At 66.6% G+C, this 14,767-nt stretch carries 14 protein-coding genes; 4 read left to right on the forward strand and 10 right to left on the reverse strand.

What is annotated here, in order from left to right; translation table 11 throughout:
• Positions 1-8: 8 nt before the first annotated feature.
• On the reverse strand, positions 9-329 hold the full coding sequence (gene clpS, locus FL625_RS17080; RefSeq protein ID WP_149589873.1) for an ATP-dependent Clp protease adapter ClpS: 321 nt from the start codon (positions 327-329) through the stop codon (positions 9-11).
• Positions 330-435: 106 nt separating this feature from the next.
• Here clpS and FL625_RS17085 point away from each other — a divergent pair, with 106 nt between their 5' ends.
• The 3 genes from FL625_RS17085 (at position 436) to FL625_RS17095 (ending at position 4,043) form a co-directional block, all read left to right on the forward strand.
• On the forward strand, positions 436-1,131 hold the full coding sequence (locus tag FL625_RS17085) for an HAD family hydrolase (RefSeq protein WP_149589874.1): 696 nt from the start codon (positions 436-438) through the stop codon (positions 1,129-1,131).
• 266 nt (positions 1,132-1,397) lie between these two features.
• A complete protein-coding gene (locus tag FL625_RS17090) occupies positions 1,398-3,362 on the forward strand; it encodes a D-alanyl-D-alanine carboxypeptidase family protein (protein ID WP_149589875.1) in 1,965 nt (654 codons plus the stop codon).
• Between the two features lie 3 nt (positions 3,363-3,365).
• Positions 3,366-4,043 carry a fumarylacetoacetate hydrolase family protein gene (locus FL625_RS17095; protein WP_149589876.1) on the forward strand — a complete coding sequence of 226 codons (678 nt, stop codon included), beginning with the start codon at positions 3,366-3,368 and terminating at the stop codon, positions 4,041-4,043.
• A gap of 84 nt (positions 4,044-4,127) precedes the next feature.
• Here FL625_RS17095 and ccoS read toward each other — a convergent pair whose 3' ends face one another.
• The 8 genes from ccoS to ccoN form a co-directional block, all read right to left on the reverse strand.
• The gene (gene ccoS / locus FL625_RS17100; RefSeq protein WP_149589877.1) at positions 4,128-4,286 is read right to left on the reverse strand and encodes a cbb3-type cytochrome oxidase assembly protein CcoS; all 159 of its coding nucleotides are present in this window, start codon (positions 4,284-4,286) and stop codon (positions 4,128-4,130) included.
• Entirely contained in the window at positions 4,286-6,544 is a 2,259-nt protein-coding gene (locus FL625_RS17105; protein WP_149589878.1) for a heavy metal translocating P-type ATPase, read from the reverse strand. The genes ccoS and FL625_RS17105 overlap by 1 nt, the downstream gene beginning before the upstream one ends.
• A gap of 3 nt (positions 6,545-6,547) precedes the next feature.
• The gene (locus FL625_RS17110) at positions 6,548-7,000 is read right to left on the reverse strand and encodes a FixH family protein (RefSeq protein ID WP_149589879.1); all 453 of its coding nucleotides are present in this window, start codon (positions 6,998-7,000) and stop codon (positions 6,548-6,550) included.
• Positions 7,000-8,415, reverse strand: coding sequence for a cytochrome c oxidase accessory protein CcoG (gene ccoG / locus FL625_RS17115; protein ID WP_149589880.1), 1,416 nt, complete (start codon positions 8,413-8,415; stop codon positions 7,000-7,002). Before ccoG ends, FL625_RS17110 begins: the two co-directional genes overlap by 1 nt.
• A gap of 267 nt (positions 8,416-8,682) precedes the next feature.
• Complete coding sequence (gene ccoP / locus FL625_RS17120; protein WP_149589881.1) at positions 8,683-9,558, reverse strand: cytochrome-c oxidase, cbb3-type subunit III; 876 nt, start codon at positions 9,556-9,558, stop codon at positions 8,683-8,685.
• A gap of 3 nt (positions 9,559-9,561) precedes the next feature.
• A complete protein-coding gene (locus FL625_RS17125; protein ID WP_149589882.1) occupies positions 9,562-9,759 on the reverse strand; it encodes a cbb3-type cytochrome c oxidase subunit 3 in 198 nt (65 codons plus the stop codon).
• 11 nt (positions 9,760-9,770) lie between these two features.
• A complete protein-coding gene (gene ccoO, locus FL625_RS17130; RefSeq protein ID WP_149589883.1) occupies positions 9,771-10,514 on the reverse strand; it encodes a cytochrome-c oxidase, cbb3-type subunit II in 744 nt (247 codons plus the stop codon).
• 16 nt (positions 10,515-10,530) lie between these two features.
• Positions 10,531-12,135 (reverse strand): cytochrome-c oxidase, cbb3-type subunit I, encoded by a 1,605-nt coding sequence (gene ccoN, locus FL625_RS17135; protein WP_149589884.1) that lies wholly within the window; start codon positions 12,133-12,135, stop codon positions 10,531-10,533.
• A 226-nt stretch (positions 12,136-12,361) separates the two neighbouring features.
• On the opposite strand from ccoN, the gene FL625_RS17140 reads away from it, so the two are divergent.
• A complete protein-coding gene (locus tag FL625_RS17140) occupies positions 12,362-13,207 on the forward strand; it encodes a universal stress protein (RefSeq protein ID WP_149589885.1) in 846 nt (281 codons plus the stop codon).
• Positions 13,208-13,257: 50 nt separating this feature from the next.
• Here the strand turns inward: FL625_RS17140 and wecB are convergent, their stop codons facing one another.
• On the reverse strand, positions 13,258-14,490 hold the full coding sequence (gene wecB / locus FL625_RS17145; protein WP_149589886.1) for a non-hydrolyzing UDP-N-acetylglucosamine 2-epimerase: 1,233 nt from the start codon (positions 14,488-14,490) through the stop codon (positions 13,258-13,260).
• Between the last annotated feature and the right edge of the window lie 277 nt (positions 14,491-14,767).

The following is a 14,767-nucleotide window of genomic DNA, read 5'->3' on the forward strand; positions in this document are numbered from 1 at the left end:
GTGCACGATCATTCCTTTTCCATCGTGCATTGCAGCGGGTGCTGGTGACGGCGCGAGAAATCCATCACCTGCGCAACCTTGGTCTCGGCCACCTCGAAGCTGAAAACGCCCACCACGGCAAGCCCCTTCTTGTGCACGGTCAGCATGATCTCGAAGGCCTGGGCATGGTTCAGGCCGAAGAAGCGTTCCAGCACATGCACGACGAATTCCATCGGCGTGTAGTCGTCGTTCAGGAGCAGGACCTTGTAGAGCGGCGGACGTTGCGTCTTCGCCTTCGGCCTGGTCAGGATCGAGGTGTCGTGCCCAGGCCCATCCGTCTTGTCGGACATGGTGGGTTCACGGAAGGACACGGGGATCGGGCTCCGGCTTCAGGATTCGGGGTTGCAACTACCCCCTGAAATATAGCCTCTTTTGCCGCAGGGAAAAGAGGTGGCCATGCTGACGACGATCGGCTTCGACGCGGACGACACGCTCTGGCAGAACGAAAGCTATTTCCGGATGACGCAGGACCGGTTCCTGGAACGTCTGGCCGACCATGCCGAACCCGATCACCTGCTGGAACGCCTGACCGCGGCCGAACACCGGAACCTCGCCTACTATGGCTTCGGCGTGAAGGGGTTCACCCTGTCGATGATCGAGACGGCGATCGAGGTGACCGAGGGCCGCGTCCCCGCGAGTGTCATCGGCGAGTTGATCGCCATGGGGCGCGATCTTCTGGAACACCCGCTGGAACTTCTGCCGCATGTCCGCACCACCGTCACCGTACTGTCGGAACAGTTCCGGCTGGTGCTGATCACCAAGGGCGACCTCTTGCACCAGGAACGCAAGCTGGCGCAGTCCGGCCTGGGCGACCTGTTTCATGGGGTCGAGATCGTCTCGGACAAGACCGAGGCGACCTACCGGCAGGCCTTCGCCCGGCACGGGACGGGGGCAGACCAGGCGATGATGGTCGGCAACTCGCTGAAATCCGACGTGATTCCGGCACTTCAGGCGGGATCCTGGGGCGTCCATGTGCCACAGGAGCAGGAGTGGGCGTTCGAAGTCGCGCCACCCCCTACCACGCACGGCCGGTTTCACGTCGTCAGGGATCTGGGTCAGTTGCCGGACCTGGTGTATCGGCTGCGTGGCTAACCCGGCACCAGAACCATCGCCCCCCAACAAATAGAAGGTCAGTTCGCTTCTGACCCTAGATATGGCCTGACCGACCTCGGATTGCTGCTTCCCTGCAACTACTTCAACTGCACCCCGAAACCCCTTGGATTTTTTGGGTTTTCGCATTGCGGTTCCTGTGCTAGCCTTCACGTCGAGGCAGAATTCGGCACCGGAAAATCCGGGCCAACAGGCAAAAGGTGGGCGAGGTGACATCGCTTCTCGGGCGTATTTTTCGCGCTATTTCCATGATTCTTGTCGTCGCCGCAGTCGTGGCGACGTCCCCGCTTCAGGCCGCGCCCTTTGCGGCCATCGTGATGGACGGCCGGACCGGCGAAGTCCTCTACGAGAAGAATGCCCATGCGCGGCTGCATCCGGCTTCGCTGACCAAGATGATGACGCTCTACATCGCCTTCCAGGAGATTGAGGCGGGGCGGCTGTCGCTGGATACGATGGTGACGGTATCGAAGTACGCCGCATCGCAGCCGCCGTCGCGGCTGGGGCTGAAGCCCGGGCAAAGGATCTCGATGCGCCACCTGATCCGGGCGGCGGCGATCAAGTCGGCCAATGATGCGGCCTCGGCGATCGGCGACCACATCAGCGGCGATGCCGCGAGCTTTGCCAAGCGCATGACCCGCACCGCGCGGCAACTGGGCATGAACAACACCACCTTCAAGAACGCCAACGGGTTGACGGCCGAGGGACACCTGTCCACGGCCTACGACATGAACGTGCTCGGACGGCACCTTTTCTACGACTTCCCGCAGTACTACCACATCTTCTCGCGCCGGACGGCAGACGCCGGGATCGCGACCGTGACCAACACGAACTCTCGCTTTCTCGACAGCTATGAGGGCGCGGACGGGATCAAGACCGGCTATACCGGCCCGGCGGGATTCAACCTGACCGCCTCGGCGCGGCGGGGCGACAAGCACATCATTGCCACCGTGTTCGGGGGAACCTCATCAGCGAACCGCAACGCGAAGATGGCGGAGCTGATGGACATCGGCTTCGCCAGGGCCCGGAACGGCGTGAAGGAACAGCCGCCGAAAGCAGCACCGATCGAGGATGCGCTGGTCGCCTCGCTGGAAACCGGGATCGACGAGATCGACGCCGTAGGCGGGGCGGGCAAGACTGTTCGCGTCTCGGGCGAAGTGAAGAAGTCGCTGCGTCCTAAGGCGCGGCCGACGGTGCCGACGGTGCCGGATGCGGTTGCGGTGGCCATGGCGGAGGGGATCGAAGGCGCCTTGGCCGAGGCAACCGCCGCGCCGGCCCCCGAAGGCACGCTGGACTTCCAGGCGCAGGCGATGGCCGCGGCCGAACAGGCGACCGCGGATCCGATGGCGCTGGCCGAGACGGCGATCCCTCCGGCGGAGGACGAAGCTGCGCCGGAAACCCTGCTGGCCGAGGCGGCCGAACCGGCCGCCGTTCCTGCCGTCCTGGTCGAGCCCGGCACCCTCGACGCGCAGGCTGCGGCGCTGGCCGCACCGGCAGGCGAGACGGTTCTGGCCGAAGCCGTTGCGCCGGAGCCGGCTCCGGAAGCGGCTCTCGAACCGGTTGTCGACCCGGCCCTCGCGGCGTTCAAACCGAAGGCGCGACCCGAAGCCATGGCGGCTCCTGTGGTCGCGGCAGCCGAGACGGAGGCGATTGCGCCTGCCGTCCCGGCGGCAGAGCCGGTCGCGCAGGAGGTCGTTCTTGCCGAGGTCCAGCCCGAGCTTGTGGTGACCGATCCGGGCCTGGATCCAGCTGCCACCGACGCCCCTGCGGCGCTGCTGGCCGAAGTGACCGACGTCGAGAGCGTCGCCGGAGCCACAGCCCTGGCCCCGCCGTCGGTTTCGGCAGCTCCAGCGCCGGATACGGTGGCCTCGGCCATGCCCAAGCGGCAGGCTCCGATCTTCGACACGATCGAGACCGCGGACATGCAGGCGGAGGACACCGGGACGAGTGAAGAGGTCGTCGTGGTGATGTCCACCTCGGGCGGTCGGCACTTCGGGGTGAATGTCGGCGAATATTCCTCGCGCTACGAGGCGGACAAGGCGCTTCTGAAGACCGCGCTGGCCGAAAGTGCCACCCTGAACGAGGGGAACCGCCGGGCGATCCAGTCGGGGGGCAAGTGGCGGGCGAGCTTCATGGGGCTGACCGAGGAGCAGGCGCAACTGGCCTGCCGGCGCCTGATGGCCCGCGCGATCCCCTGCGAAACGGTGGGGGGCTGAGCCATGGTCGCGCTCGTTTTCCCCGCCCTGCCCACCGTGACCCTTCCGGTTACCGGCCGCGCCGAACGCTTCCCGGTCCGCCGCATCTTCTGCGTCGGCCGGAACTATGCCGAGCACACCCGGGAGATGGGGGGCGATCCGGAACGGGAGACGCCGTTCTTCTTCACCAAGCCCGCCGATGCCGTGGTGGAATCCGGCAGCCGCATCCCCTATCCGTCGGCCACGCAGAACCTGCACCACGAGGGCGAGCTGGTGGTGGCCATCGGCAAGTCCGGCGCGATGGTCTCGGAGGACGCGGCCCAGGCGATGATCTGGGGGCACGCCGCCGGGAATGACCTGACCCGGCGCGACCTGCAGGCCGAGGCGAAGGAGCGCCGCCGGCCCTGGGACATGGCCAAGGGGTTCGACAAGTCGGCGGTGGTGGGCGCGATCCGGCCCGGCCCCCTGCCCCGCGCGCGGCTGCGGTGCACCGTCAACGGGGCGGTGCGGCAGGAAGCCTCGACCGACGAGATGATCTGGACCCCGGCCTCGATCATCGCGGCCCTGTCGCAACTGGTCAGCCTGTCGCCGGGAGACCTGATCTTCACCGGCACCCCGGCCGGGGTGGGGCCGCTGAACCGTGGCGACACCTGCAAGGTCGAGGTCGAGGGCCTGCAACCGGCGACAGTGACGATCGCCTGAGCCTGTCCACGGTGGACAAACGCCAGGATGTCAATGAAATCAACTCGTTGGCATTTTCCGTTAGGGTGGCGTTAACCCAGGATCTCAGGGCTTTGGGCGGTCGTCCCAATCCTTCATCAGGATGCGGTTCGCGTCTCCCTCGGGGTCGTCGAACTGCCGGTTGCGCATGGCCCAGAAGAAGGCCGCAAGCCCGATCCCGCCCAGGAACAGCGAGGCCGGGATCAGGATGGTGAGGACTTCCATTACTTCAGCCTCATCGCGTTCAGCGAAACGGTGATCGAGGACAGCGACATGGCCAGCGCCGCCGCAAGCGGCGTTGCCAGTCCCACAAGCGCGATCGGCACGGCGACGATGTTGTAGCCGCCCGAGATCAGGAAATTCTCGATCATCCGCCGCGTCGCCTGCCGGCTGATCCGCTGGGCGTCGGCGATGGGGGCGATGTCCTGGCCAAGGAGCACGATGTCCGAGGCGACCCGCGCCGCGTCCAGCGCCGAGGCGGGGGAGATCGAGACATGCGCGGCGGCCAGGGCGGCGGTGTCGTTCAGCCCATCGCCGACCATCAGGACCTTGCGGCCCCCGGCCGCCAGCGCTGCGACCCGCGCGGCCTTTTCGGCCGGCAGGACGCCAGCCTGCCAGACGGGGATGCCGAGGCGTTGGGCAAGGTCGCGGACCGGGGCTTCGGCGTCGCCCGACAGAAGCTCGACCTCCAGTCCGGCAGCGCGCAGCGCGGCCACCGCCTGTTCGGCGCCGGGGCGCAGGCGGTCGGTAAAGGCGAAGGCGTGGGTTTCGCTCCGGGCGCCCCCCGCCCCCATCCCCTCCTCACCGGGGGGAGGGGAGGCGCCCGGGTCGGTGACGGAGAGATAGGTTGCGGTCACGGGCAGCGGCTCGGCCCCGCACCAGTCGGCCCGGCCCAGGCGAACGCGGGCACCACGGTAGTCACCCTCGATCCCGCGGCCCGAAACCTCGCGGATGTCGGTCACTTCGACCGGGGCGATGCCGGCAGCCCTGGCGCCTTCCGCGATCGCCCGGGCCAGGGGATGCGCCGAACCGGCGGCAAGCGCCGCAGCGATGGCCACGGCCTCCGCCGGGTGGTCGGCCAGGGCAACAGGTTCGGGTGTGCCGAGGGTCAGCGTACCGGTCTTGTCGAAGACGACGGTATCGACCTCGGCCAGGCGTTCCAGCGCGGTGCCGTGCTTGATGAGCAGGCCCTTGCGGAAAAGGCGCCCGGAGGCCGAGGTGATGACGGCGGGCACGGCAAGGCCCAGCGCGCAGGGGCAGGTGATGATGAGGACGGCGGCGGAAATGTTGATCGCGTGGCGCAGGTCGCCGCCGGTCGCCCACATCCAGTAGCCGAAGGCGGCAAAGGACAGGATATGCACCAGCGGCGAATAGAGCTTCGAGGCGCGGTCGGCGAGGCTGGTGTAGCGCGTCTTGACCCCTTCGGCGACGGCGACGAGATCGGCCATCCGGTGCAGGCTGGACTCATTCCCCGCCGCCGTGACCTGCACGGTCAGGGGGCCGGTGAGGTTCACCTCGCCCGCGCTGACGACAGTGCCCTGCCCCGCCGGAACCGGCAGGCTTTCCCCGGTCAGCAGGCTGCGGTCAAGCTCCGAGGCGCCCGACAGGACCACCCCGTCCACCGGCATCCGCGCGCCGGGACGGACCAGCACGGTATCGCCCGGCGCGACGGCGGCGATGGGGGTTTCCACCTCGGCCCCGTCGATCAGCAGGATCGCGCGGGGCACCTCCAGCGCCGCCAGTTCCTCGGCGGCCGAGCGGGCGATGGCGCGGGTGCGGTGGTCGAGGTAGCGGCCAAGGAGGAGGAAGAAGGCGAGCATCACGGCGGCGTCGAAATAGGCGTGATGGCCGGACATCCAGGTCTCGAACACCGAGATCGAGGAGGCGAGGATGAGCGCGAGGCTGATCGGCACGTCCATCCCGAGCTTGCCCTGGCGCAGCGAGGCCCAGGCCGAGCGGAAGAAGGGTTGCCCGGCGAAGACCACGGTCGGCAGGGCGATCGCGGCGGAAATCCAGTGGAAGAGGTCGCGCGTCGCGGCCTCGGCCCCCGACCAGACTGCGACCGAGAGGAGCATCACGTTCATCATCGAGAAGAAGGCGACGCCCAGCCGCATCAGGAGGTCGCGGCCCTGACGGTCGGTCTCGGTGGACGAGAGGAGGCCGGGGTCGAGCTCGTGCGCTTCCTGGCCAAGCGAGTCGAGAAGGCAGATCAGCTGGGCGGCGGTGACGCGGCCCTCGGCCTCGACCGAGACACGCTTCAGTGTCAGGTTGACGCGGGCGGAATGGACGCCGGGCAGGGCCTGGAGCGCGGCCTCGATGCTGGAGATCGACTGCGCGCCGGCGGCATTGGGCAGGGAGAGGACGATGCGGCCGGCGCGGTCGGCGCGCAGGGCCGCGATGCGTTCGGCGGCCGGAACGACGGCGCAGGCCGGGCAGGCGGAGACCGGGGCGCGGGTCGCGGCGAAGTCTTCGGCCAAATCCATGGCCTAGCCCTTCACGAACAGTTCGGACCGCTGTTCGAAAAGCGTTCCGTCATCGGAAAGGGCGGTCACCTTGACCATCCACTTGCCGACCCCGAGCAGCAGCTCGGCGGCATAGAGGTCGCCATCGAGCGTGAAGTCGGGGAAGCGGTCCTCGCTGGCCTCGGTGGTGCGGCCGACGAGCACCTGGAGATCGTTCACCCGGACCGGCAAGCCGTCCGGGCCGTGGAAGGCAAGCGTCATGCGGCCGGCCTCGTAGGAGGGAGTCATCGTCCAGCCCAGCGCCTCTTGCGCGGCCTTGCGCTTGTCGAAGCCCTGGGAGGCGACATAGGAGTTCTGGACTTCGAGCCCCGGGAAGGTCGAGACCGCCTTGTAGGCCAGAACGACGTTGACGCCGATGATCACGGCGAAGGCGCCGACGGTGACGGCGAGGACATGCTTTCCGGTGATCTCGGCCATCATTGGTCCTTTCCGTTGAAGATCGTATCATGCGACACGCGGTTCGTGGTGCCAAGCTCTTCCACCCAGAGCCGGACATCCGTGCGGTCCTCGACGGCGGCACGGGTGCCGGGGGCGGCCGTCAGGTAAACGCGCTGCGACAGGGTTTCGTTCGCGGGCACGGTGACGGTCAGACCCTCGCGCCCCTCCAGCGAGAGGGTGACGAAGGCGTCGGAGGTGACGGCAATCGCGAACTGGGCGTCCGACCCGCCCATGTTCCGCAGGCGGATGTCGTAGGCGTTGCGGATCGAGCCGTCCGAGAGGGTGACATAGGTCGGGTTGCGGACCGGGGTCACGTTCATGTCGATGGGCGAGCGCATGAAGAGCGCGATGACAAGCCCGATGCCGATGCCGGCCCAGAGCACGGTGTAGAGCATGGTGCGGACGCGGAAGACGTGGCTCCAGACCGATTTCGGCGGCTGGCCGGCCCGTTCGCGCGCCTCGTCGGTGAGGGCCATGTAGCCGATCAGGCCGCGAGGGCGACCGATCTTGTCCATCATGTCGTTGCAGGCATCGATGCAGAGGCCGCAGGTGATGCAGGCGAGCTGCTGGCCGTTGCGGATGTCGATGCCCATGGGACAGACGTTGACGCAGGCCATGCAGTCGATGCAGTCCCCCGCGCCCTCGGTGCCGAGCTTGCCGCGCGGCTCGCCCCGCCATTCGCGATAGGCGATGGTCAGCGTGTCCTCGTCCATCATCGCGGCCTGGATGCGCGGCCAGGGGCAGGCATAGATGCAGATCTGTTCCCGCGCGAAGCCGCCGAAGAAGAAGGTGGTCATCGTCAGGATCAGCATGGTGATGTAGGCCACGGGATGCGCCTGGCCAGTTACCAGATCGCGCAGCAGCGTGGGCGCGTCGGTGAAATAGAAGATCCAGGCACCGCCCGTGGCAAGGCCGATCAGGAACCAGACCGTCCACTTGATCGCGCGCTTGCGGATCTTTTCGGCATCCCATTTCTGCCGGTGCAGGCGGATGCGCGCGTTGCGGTCGCCCTCGATCCAGCGTTCCACGAGGATGAAGAGGTCGGTCCAGACCGTCTGCGGACAGGCATAGCCGCACCAGACCCGCCCTGCGGCCGAGGTGAACAGGAACAGGCCCAGACCCGCCATGATCAGAAGCCCCGCGACGAAGTAGAATTCGTGCGGCCATATCTCGATCATGAAGAAGAAGAACCGGCGGTTGGCGAGGTCCACCAGCACCGCCTGGTCTGGCAGCGAGGGCCCGCGGTCCCAGCGCAGCCAGGGGGTGATGTAGTAGATGCCGAGCGTTATGCCCATGATCCACCACTTCAGCGTGCGGAAAGTGCCCTTCACGCGGCGGGGAAAGACCGGCTCGCGCGCGGCATAAAGGCTGGGTTCTGTTTCGGGGGTTGTCACGGGCGCTCCTTCGCTGGCCGGGGCCAGTCTATCATGCCGCCTGCAATCGGTCATTCCGCGCAAACGGGCCTTGACCTGCATCAATAGCGCCTGGGCCGGGGCGAATTGAATGCGGCAAGGCGGCACAACCAGGCGTGATCCGGGGCGGCAGGCCGATGTGGCCTTGCCTCGGACCGGGCATCCCTCGCGCCGCACCGATCCCGAAGGAGGTGCCCAAAGAAAAGGGGGCCCGAAGGCCCCCCGAGGGTCGGAAGGGAACCGGGAAGGTCATTCCCCGCCACCGCGACCATGGACATAGAAGGCTGCGGCACGGATCTCGTCCTCGCTGAGACGGGTGTTCCAGTTCGGCATCACGCCGAAGCGGGAATAGGTAACCGTCTGGGTGATCGCCTCGCGCGTGCCGCCGTAAAGCCAGATTGCGTCGTTCAGCCGCGGAGCCCCCTGCGCCCGGTCGCCCGAGCCGTCCTCCATGTGGCAGGCTGCACAGTTCTCGGCAAAGACCGTCGCGCCCTCGGCTGCCAGCGCCGCGTCGTGTTCCTGCCCCGAGATGGCCAGCACATGCTCGACGACCTGCGAGATCTGGGTCGCGTCCAGGATGCCGTCCACGCCGAACTTCGGCATTTCCGAATAGCGGGCGTCGGGATCGGTGGTGTTGCGGATGCCGTGGGTGATGGTCAGATGGATGTCCTCCATCGTGCCGCCCCAGAGCCAGTCGTCATCCAAGAGGTTCGGATAGCCCTTGCCCACCACACCGGCCGCGCCCGAACCGTGGCACTGGGCACAGTTGGTGCGGAACACCGCCGCCCCCGCACGTTCGGCATAGGCTGCAAGCTCGGGATCGGCGCCGATGGCGTTCAGGTCGGCGGCAATCAGCCCTTCCTTGATCGCGGCATTGGCCGCGTCAACGCGGGCGATTTCTTCGGCGACATCGGCACGGGTCGAGGCCCCGAGGAGGCCGGGCGTTGCCTCCTTGATCAAGGGCCAGGCCGGATAGGCTATGGTATAGCCGATGCCCCAGACGATCGTGGCGTAGAACACCCAGACCCACCAGCGCGGCAGCGGATTGTTGTATTCCTCGATACCGTCCCAGGCGTGGCCGGTCGTTTCCACCTGCCGGGGCTCTTTCTTCAACGGTTTGGCCATGGCTCAGGCCTCCTTACGCGATTGGGCAGGATGGTCTTCCGCAGGACGGTCGTCGTTGCGGAAGATCGAGTTGGCGACATCCCGATGCGCGGCGCGCGATCCGGGGCGGAAGGCCCAGAGGCAGACGCCAAGGAAGGTCAGCGTCATTGCCAGCAGGAACCAGCTGTCGGCGAGTTGACGGAGGAAGGAATAGGTTTCCATCGCGCGTCCCCCTAGCGGTTGGCCACGGGGGTATAGGTCGAGAAGTCGACCATCGTGCCCAGCACCTGGATGTAGGCGATCAGGGCGTCCGCCTCGGTCAGCTCGGGCTGGCCGTCGAAGTTGCGAACGTTGACCGGATTGCCGAAGGCCTCGGCGCCATACCGCGCCTCGAGCCCCGAGCTGTCGCCCAGCGGATCCGCCTGGGCCGCAAAGTCGGCCTGGGCGTTGGCAATCATCTCCTCGGTATAGGGCACGCCCACCAGGGCATGGGTTTCGAGCGAGTCGCGGATGTAGCGACCGTCGATCCTGTTGTTGAACAGGAAGCCGTAGGGCGGCATCACCGATTCCGGCACCACGGACTTGGCGTTGTGGAAGTGGTCCTGGTGCCATTCGTCGGAATAGCGCCCGCCCACCCGTGCGAGGTCCGGCCCGGTGCGCTTCGAGCCCCACTGGAACGGATGGTCGTACATCGACTCGGCCGCCAGGCTGTAGTGGCCATAGCGTTCGACCTCGTCCCGCATCGGACGGACCATCTGGCTGTGGCAGACATAGCAGCCTTCGCGGATGTAGATGTCGCGCCCGGCCAGTTCGAGCGGCGTGTAGGGGCGCACGCCTTCCACCTTCTCGATGGTGTTTTCCAGGTAGAACAGCGGCACGATCTGCACGATGCCCCCGATGGTCACCACCAGGAAGGACAGGATCAGGAGAAGCGTGGCGTGGGTTTCGATTGCCTTGTGTTTTTCGAGGATAGCCATGGTCAGCCCCCTTTCCTTACTCGGCCGGAACGGCGTTGTTGGCATTGACCGGCGACTTGGCTGGCTGGGCCTTGACCGTCATCCAGAGGTTCCAGGCCATGATGAGCCCGCCCGTCAGGTAAAGCACCCCGCCCAGCGCACGCACCACATACATCGGGAACTTCGCTGCCACGGTGTCGGCGAAGGCGTTGACGAGGAAGCCGTTGGCATCCACCTCGCGCCACATCAGGCCTTCCATGATGCCGGTGACCCACATCGACGAGGCATAGAGCACGATGCCGATGGTGGCGAGCCAGAAGTGCCAGCTGACCAGCGAGAGGCTGTAGAGCCGTTCGCGGTTCCACAGGCGCGGCACGAGGAAGTAGAGCGCGCCGAAGGTGATCATGCCGTTCCAGCCGAGCGCGCCGGAATGGACGTGGCCGATGGTCCAGTCGGTGTAGTGCGACAGCGAGTTCACGGCCTTGATCGACATCATCGGGCCTTCGAAGGTGGACATGCCGTAGAAGCCGATCGAGACCACCATCATGCGGATGATCGGGTCGGTGCGCAGCTTGTCCCAGGCCCCCGACAGCGTCATCAGCCCGTTGATCATGCCGCCCCAGGACGGCATCCACAGGATGACCGAGAACACCATGCCGAGGGTCGAGGCCCAGTCGGGCAGCGCGGTGTAGTGCAGGTGGTGCGGACCGGCCCAGATGTACAGGAAGATCAGCGCCCAGAAGTGGATGATCGACAGCTTGTAGCTGTAGACCGGGCGCTCGGCCTGTTTCGGCACGAAGTAGTACATCATGCCCAGGAAGCCCGCGGTCAGGAAGAAGCCCACGGCGTTGTGGCCATACCACCACTGGATCATCGCGTCCTGCACCCCGGAGGTGACCTGGACCGAGGTCGAGCCGAAAATCGAGACCGGGATCGCCATGTTGTTCACGACGTGCAGCATGGCGATGGTGACGATGAAGGACAGCAGGAACCAGTTGGCGACGTAGATGTGCGGCTCCTTCCGCTTGAAGAGCGTGCCCATGAAGGTCGCCAGGAAGGCCACCCAGACCACGGTGATCAGCCAGTCCACATACCAGACGGGCTCGGCATATTCCTTGGACTGCGTGCCGCCGAGGACGTAGCCGGAGGCAGCCAGCACGATGATGAGCTGCCAGCCCCAGAACACGAACCAGCCGAGGTTGCCACCCCAGAGTCGCGTCGCGCAGGTGCGCTGGACGATGTAGAACGAGGACATGATCAGCGCGTTGCCGCCGAAGGCGAAGATCACCGCGCTGGTGTGCAGCGGACGCAGCCGGCCGAAGTTGCCGTAGCCCTGCAGCCAGTCGAAATTCAGCTGCGGGAAAGCCAGCTGGAAGGCGATGACCACGCCGACCAGAAAGCCGACGACGCCCCAGAAGGTGGTGGCGATGGCCCCGGCCCGCACCACGCCGTCCATGTATTCATGGCTCAGGTCCGGTTTCGGATCCCCGGCCGTCCGCAGCACCCACAAGAAGGCGATGCCCGCGGCCAGCATCACCGTCAGCGCGTTGACCTGGTAGGCCAGGTCCCGGGCGTAGTTGGCCGCGATCGCGGCCAGGACCGCGACGAGGCCAAGTCCTGCCAGTTTCAGATAATCCCACATGGTTTGCGTCCCTTCGTCCTGTCTGTTGCGGTCGGCCACCCCGTTGACGATTCGGGGCTGCATCCGCACTCTACGACAGAGTGACTACTGCGGCGCAGCGACAAAAGGCGCCTTGATCTGCGTCAAGCTGTGGCAGGACCCCGATTGACCCTGGTCAAGGCGCAGGATGCCTGATGCGGGGAAAATGAGGCATTCGCAAACTCCGGACCCTTAGCGGGAGACGACCATGGCCTACAAATCCCTTCTGACCGTCGCGGCTTCGCCCAATGAAGTCCTTGGCACGGTGACAGCTGCCGCCAGCATCGCCTTGACGATGGATGCCCATCTGGACGCGCTGGCCCTGGGCGTCGATCGGACCCAGGTCGGCTACAGCTACGTCGGTTCGGGCGCGGTGGTCATTGCCGCCGCCATGGACCGTGCCGAGAACGAGGCCCGCGAAACCGAGGCTGCGCTCAATGCCGCAATCGGGGCACAGACGCCAGCATTGCGGTCGGCTGTGGAATCGCTGGTGACACAGCTGGGCGCGCTGACCGATGTCGTGGCCTCCCGCGCGAGGTACTCGGATCTGGTGGTCCTGCCTCTGCCCTACGGCAAGAACCGCGGGGTCGAGGACGAGGCGGTGACCGAGGCTGCATTGTTCGAGGGCATGGCGCCGGTCCTGGTCATACCGCCTGCCGGCTTGCGCAGCCCCGAACCGAAACGTGTCATCGTGGCGTGGAACCAGAGTCGTGAGGCCTTGGTCGCTGCGCGACGGGCGATGCCCTTCCTGAAGCGCGCCGACTCGGTGCAGATAGTGGTCGTCGATCCGCCGGCCCATGGCCCGGAACGCTCCGATCCCGGCGGTTTGCTGTGCCAGTATCTGGTGCGGCACGGCGTGCGGGCCGAAGTCATGGTCCTTGCCAGGACCCTGCCCAAGGTATCAGAGGTTCTCGCCCGGCACGTCCGCGATACCGATGCCGACCTGCTGGTCATGGGTGCCTACGGCCACTCCCGGTTCCGCGAGGCCATTCTTGGCGGAGCGACCCGCGACATGCTGGAACACGCCGAAATCCCGGTGTTCCTGGCGCACTGAGCAGGCACCGCGCCCGGGCGGCCACAGAGGCCGCCCGGTTCGCCGACGCCCTACTGGACGAAGCGAGGCATATCAACGCCGGGCTCGGCGGTGGCGGCAATGATCGGCTCGGCCTCCGACTCGATACCGGCGGTCGCATCGCTGCGCGCGGTCAGCAGCCTTGCGATCCGGACCGCTGCCATGCCGTCCCCGAAGGGATTGACCTTGCCGCGCAACTCGGCCTTGGCGCCGCGCTTCAGGATATCCCTGCCGGCGGCCAGGATGCGCTCGGGGTCGGTGCCGGTCAGCTGGGCGAAGCCGGCCGTGATCGCCTCGCCCCTTTCCGATTCGTTGCGGACCACCAGGATCGGCACGCCGAAGGTCGGCGCCTCTTCCTGGACCCCGCCGGAATCGGTGATGATCAGCGAGGCCGCGCTCATCACGAAAACGAAATCCTCGTATCCGAGGGGATCCAGCAGACAGACATTGGGCACGTCGGCCAACACGCTGCGGACGCTGCCCGAGACTGCCGGATTGGGATGGACCGGAAGGACGAAGGCGTGGTCGCGGAATTCCCCGGCCAGGTCGCGGATCGCGGTCGCAACCCCGGTCAGGACCGAGCCGTGGCTTTCGCGCCGGTGGAGGGTGACGAGGACGATGGGCTTGCCGCCGGTGATCCCCTGGCGCCAGGTGTCGAGCCGCAGTGCCGTTTCGGAATTCTGCGCGATCATCGCCCGGATCGCGATCAGCGCGTCCACCACGGTATTTCCGGTCAGGTGGACCGTTCCCGGATCGATCCCCTCGGCCAGAAGGTTCTGGCGCGCGCAATCGGTCGGCGCGAAATGCAGGTCGGCGATCGGCGCGATCATCCGGCGATAGCCTTCCTCGGGCCAGGGGCCAGCGAGGTTGCCGGTGCGCAGGCCAGCCTCGACATGAGCCACCGGAATGCCGGCATGGAAACCCGCCATCGCGCCCGCAAGCGCGGTCGAGGTATCGCCCTGCACGACGATCCTGTCCTGCGGCAGCCGGATCAGAAGCTCCGAGATGGCACGGTGCAGGTCGGTGAATCGTGCTCCTGCCGTCGCAGCCCCGGGGTCGAGGGCAAGTTCCTCATCGGGGGCGATTCCGAAACTGGCGAGCGCGTCGCGCGCCATGACCGGGTGCTGACCGGACAGGCAGACGGTCAGCTGGACCCCGGGTTCGCGCCGCAAGGCCAGGACCACCGGTGCGAGCTTGATGGCTTCCGGCCTGGTGCCGATCATCACGAGGATGCGGTGTTTGCGCCAGTTGCGATCCATCAGCATCTTTCTTGCCCGCGTCTCTGAAAGCGTTGCCACACAGAACGGCAGAGAAGTGTTTCGGAAACCCCAAGCGGGCACCGCTCGCCGGACAAAGGCGCCCCAGTCGTTGCCATCATGCCCGCCCCCGGTCCGCCAGGGCGAACCGGGGTGGACCAAAGGTCCGCTTGCCGCTGTTCCGCATCAGGCAAGCAACAGGTCCCCGATGTCGAGGCTGCTGCCTTCGGTCATGCTGAACAGCGCCACCGCATTGGCGCTGGATCCGCCGTCGAGGTCGAGGAAC

It is taken from the genome of Tabrizicola flagellatus (assembly GCF_008271465.1).
Lineage (GTDB): Bacteria > Pseudomonadota > Alphaproteobacteria > Rhodobacterales > Rhodobacteraceae > Tabrizicola > Tabrizicola flagellata.

Bases quoted from the DNA above. Each gene is read 5' to 3' on its own strand.
- clpS (WP_149589873.1), bottom strand. From the start codon at position 329: ATGTCCGACAAGACGGATGGGCCTGGGCACGACACCTCGATCCTGACC.
- FL625_RS17085 (WP_149589874.1), top strand. From the start codon at position 436: ATGCTGACGACGATCGGCTTCGACGCGGACGACACGCTCTGGCAGAAC.
- FL625_RS17090 (WP_149589875.1), top strand. From the start codon at position 1,398: ATGATTCTTGTCGTCGCCGCAGTCGTGGCGACGTCCCCGCTTCAGGCC.
- FL625_RS17095 (WP_149589876.1), top strand. From the start codon at position 3,366: ATGGTCGCGCTCGTTTTCCCCGCCCTGCCCACCGTGACCCTTCCGGTT.
- ccoS (WP_149589877.1), bottom strand. From the start codon at position 4,286: ATGGAAGTCCTCACCATCCTGATCCCGGCCTCGCTGTTCCTGGGCGGG.
- FL625_RS17105 (WP_149589878.1), bottom strand. From the start codon at position 6,544: ATGGATTTGGCCGAAGACTTCGCCGCGACCCGCGCCCCGGTCTCCGCC.
- FL625_RS17110 (WP_149589879.1), bottom strand. From the start codon at position 7,000: ATGGCCGAGATCACCGGAAAGCATGTCCTCGCCGTCACCGTCGGCGCC.
- ccoP (WP_149589881.1), bottom strand. From the start codon at position 9,558: ATGGCCAAACCGTTGAAGAAAGAGCCCCGGCAGGTGGAAACGACCGGC.
- FL625_RS17125 (WP_149589882.1), bottom strand. From the start codon at position 9,759: ATGGAAACCTATTCCTTCCTCCGTCAACTCGCCGACAGCTGGTTCCTG.
- ccoO (WP_149589883.1), bottom strand. From the start codon at position 10,514: ATGGCTATCCTCGAAAAACACAAGGCAATCGAAACCCACGCCACGCTT.
- ccoN (WP_149589884.1), bottom strand. From the start codon at position 12,135: ATGTGGGATTATCTGAAACTGGCAGGACTTGGCCTCGTCGCGGTCCTG.
- FL625_RS17140 (WP_149589885.1), top strand. From the start codon at position 12,362: ATGGCCTACAAATCCCTTCTGACCGTCGCGGCTTCGCCCAATGAAGTC.
- wecB (WP_149589886.1), bottom strand. From the start codon at position 14,490: ATGCTGATGGATCGCAACTGGCGCAAACACCGCATCCTCGTGATGATC.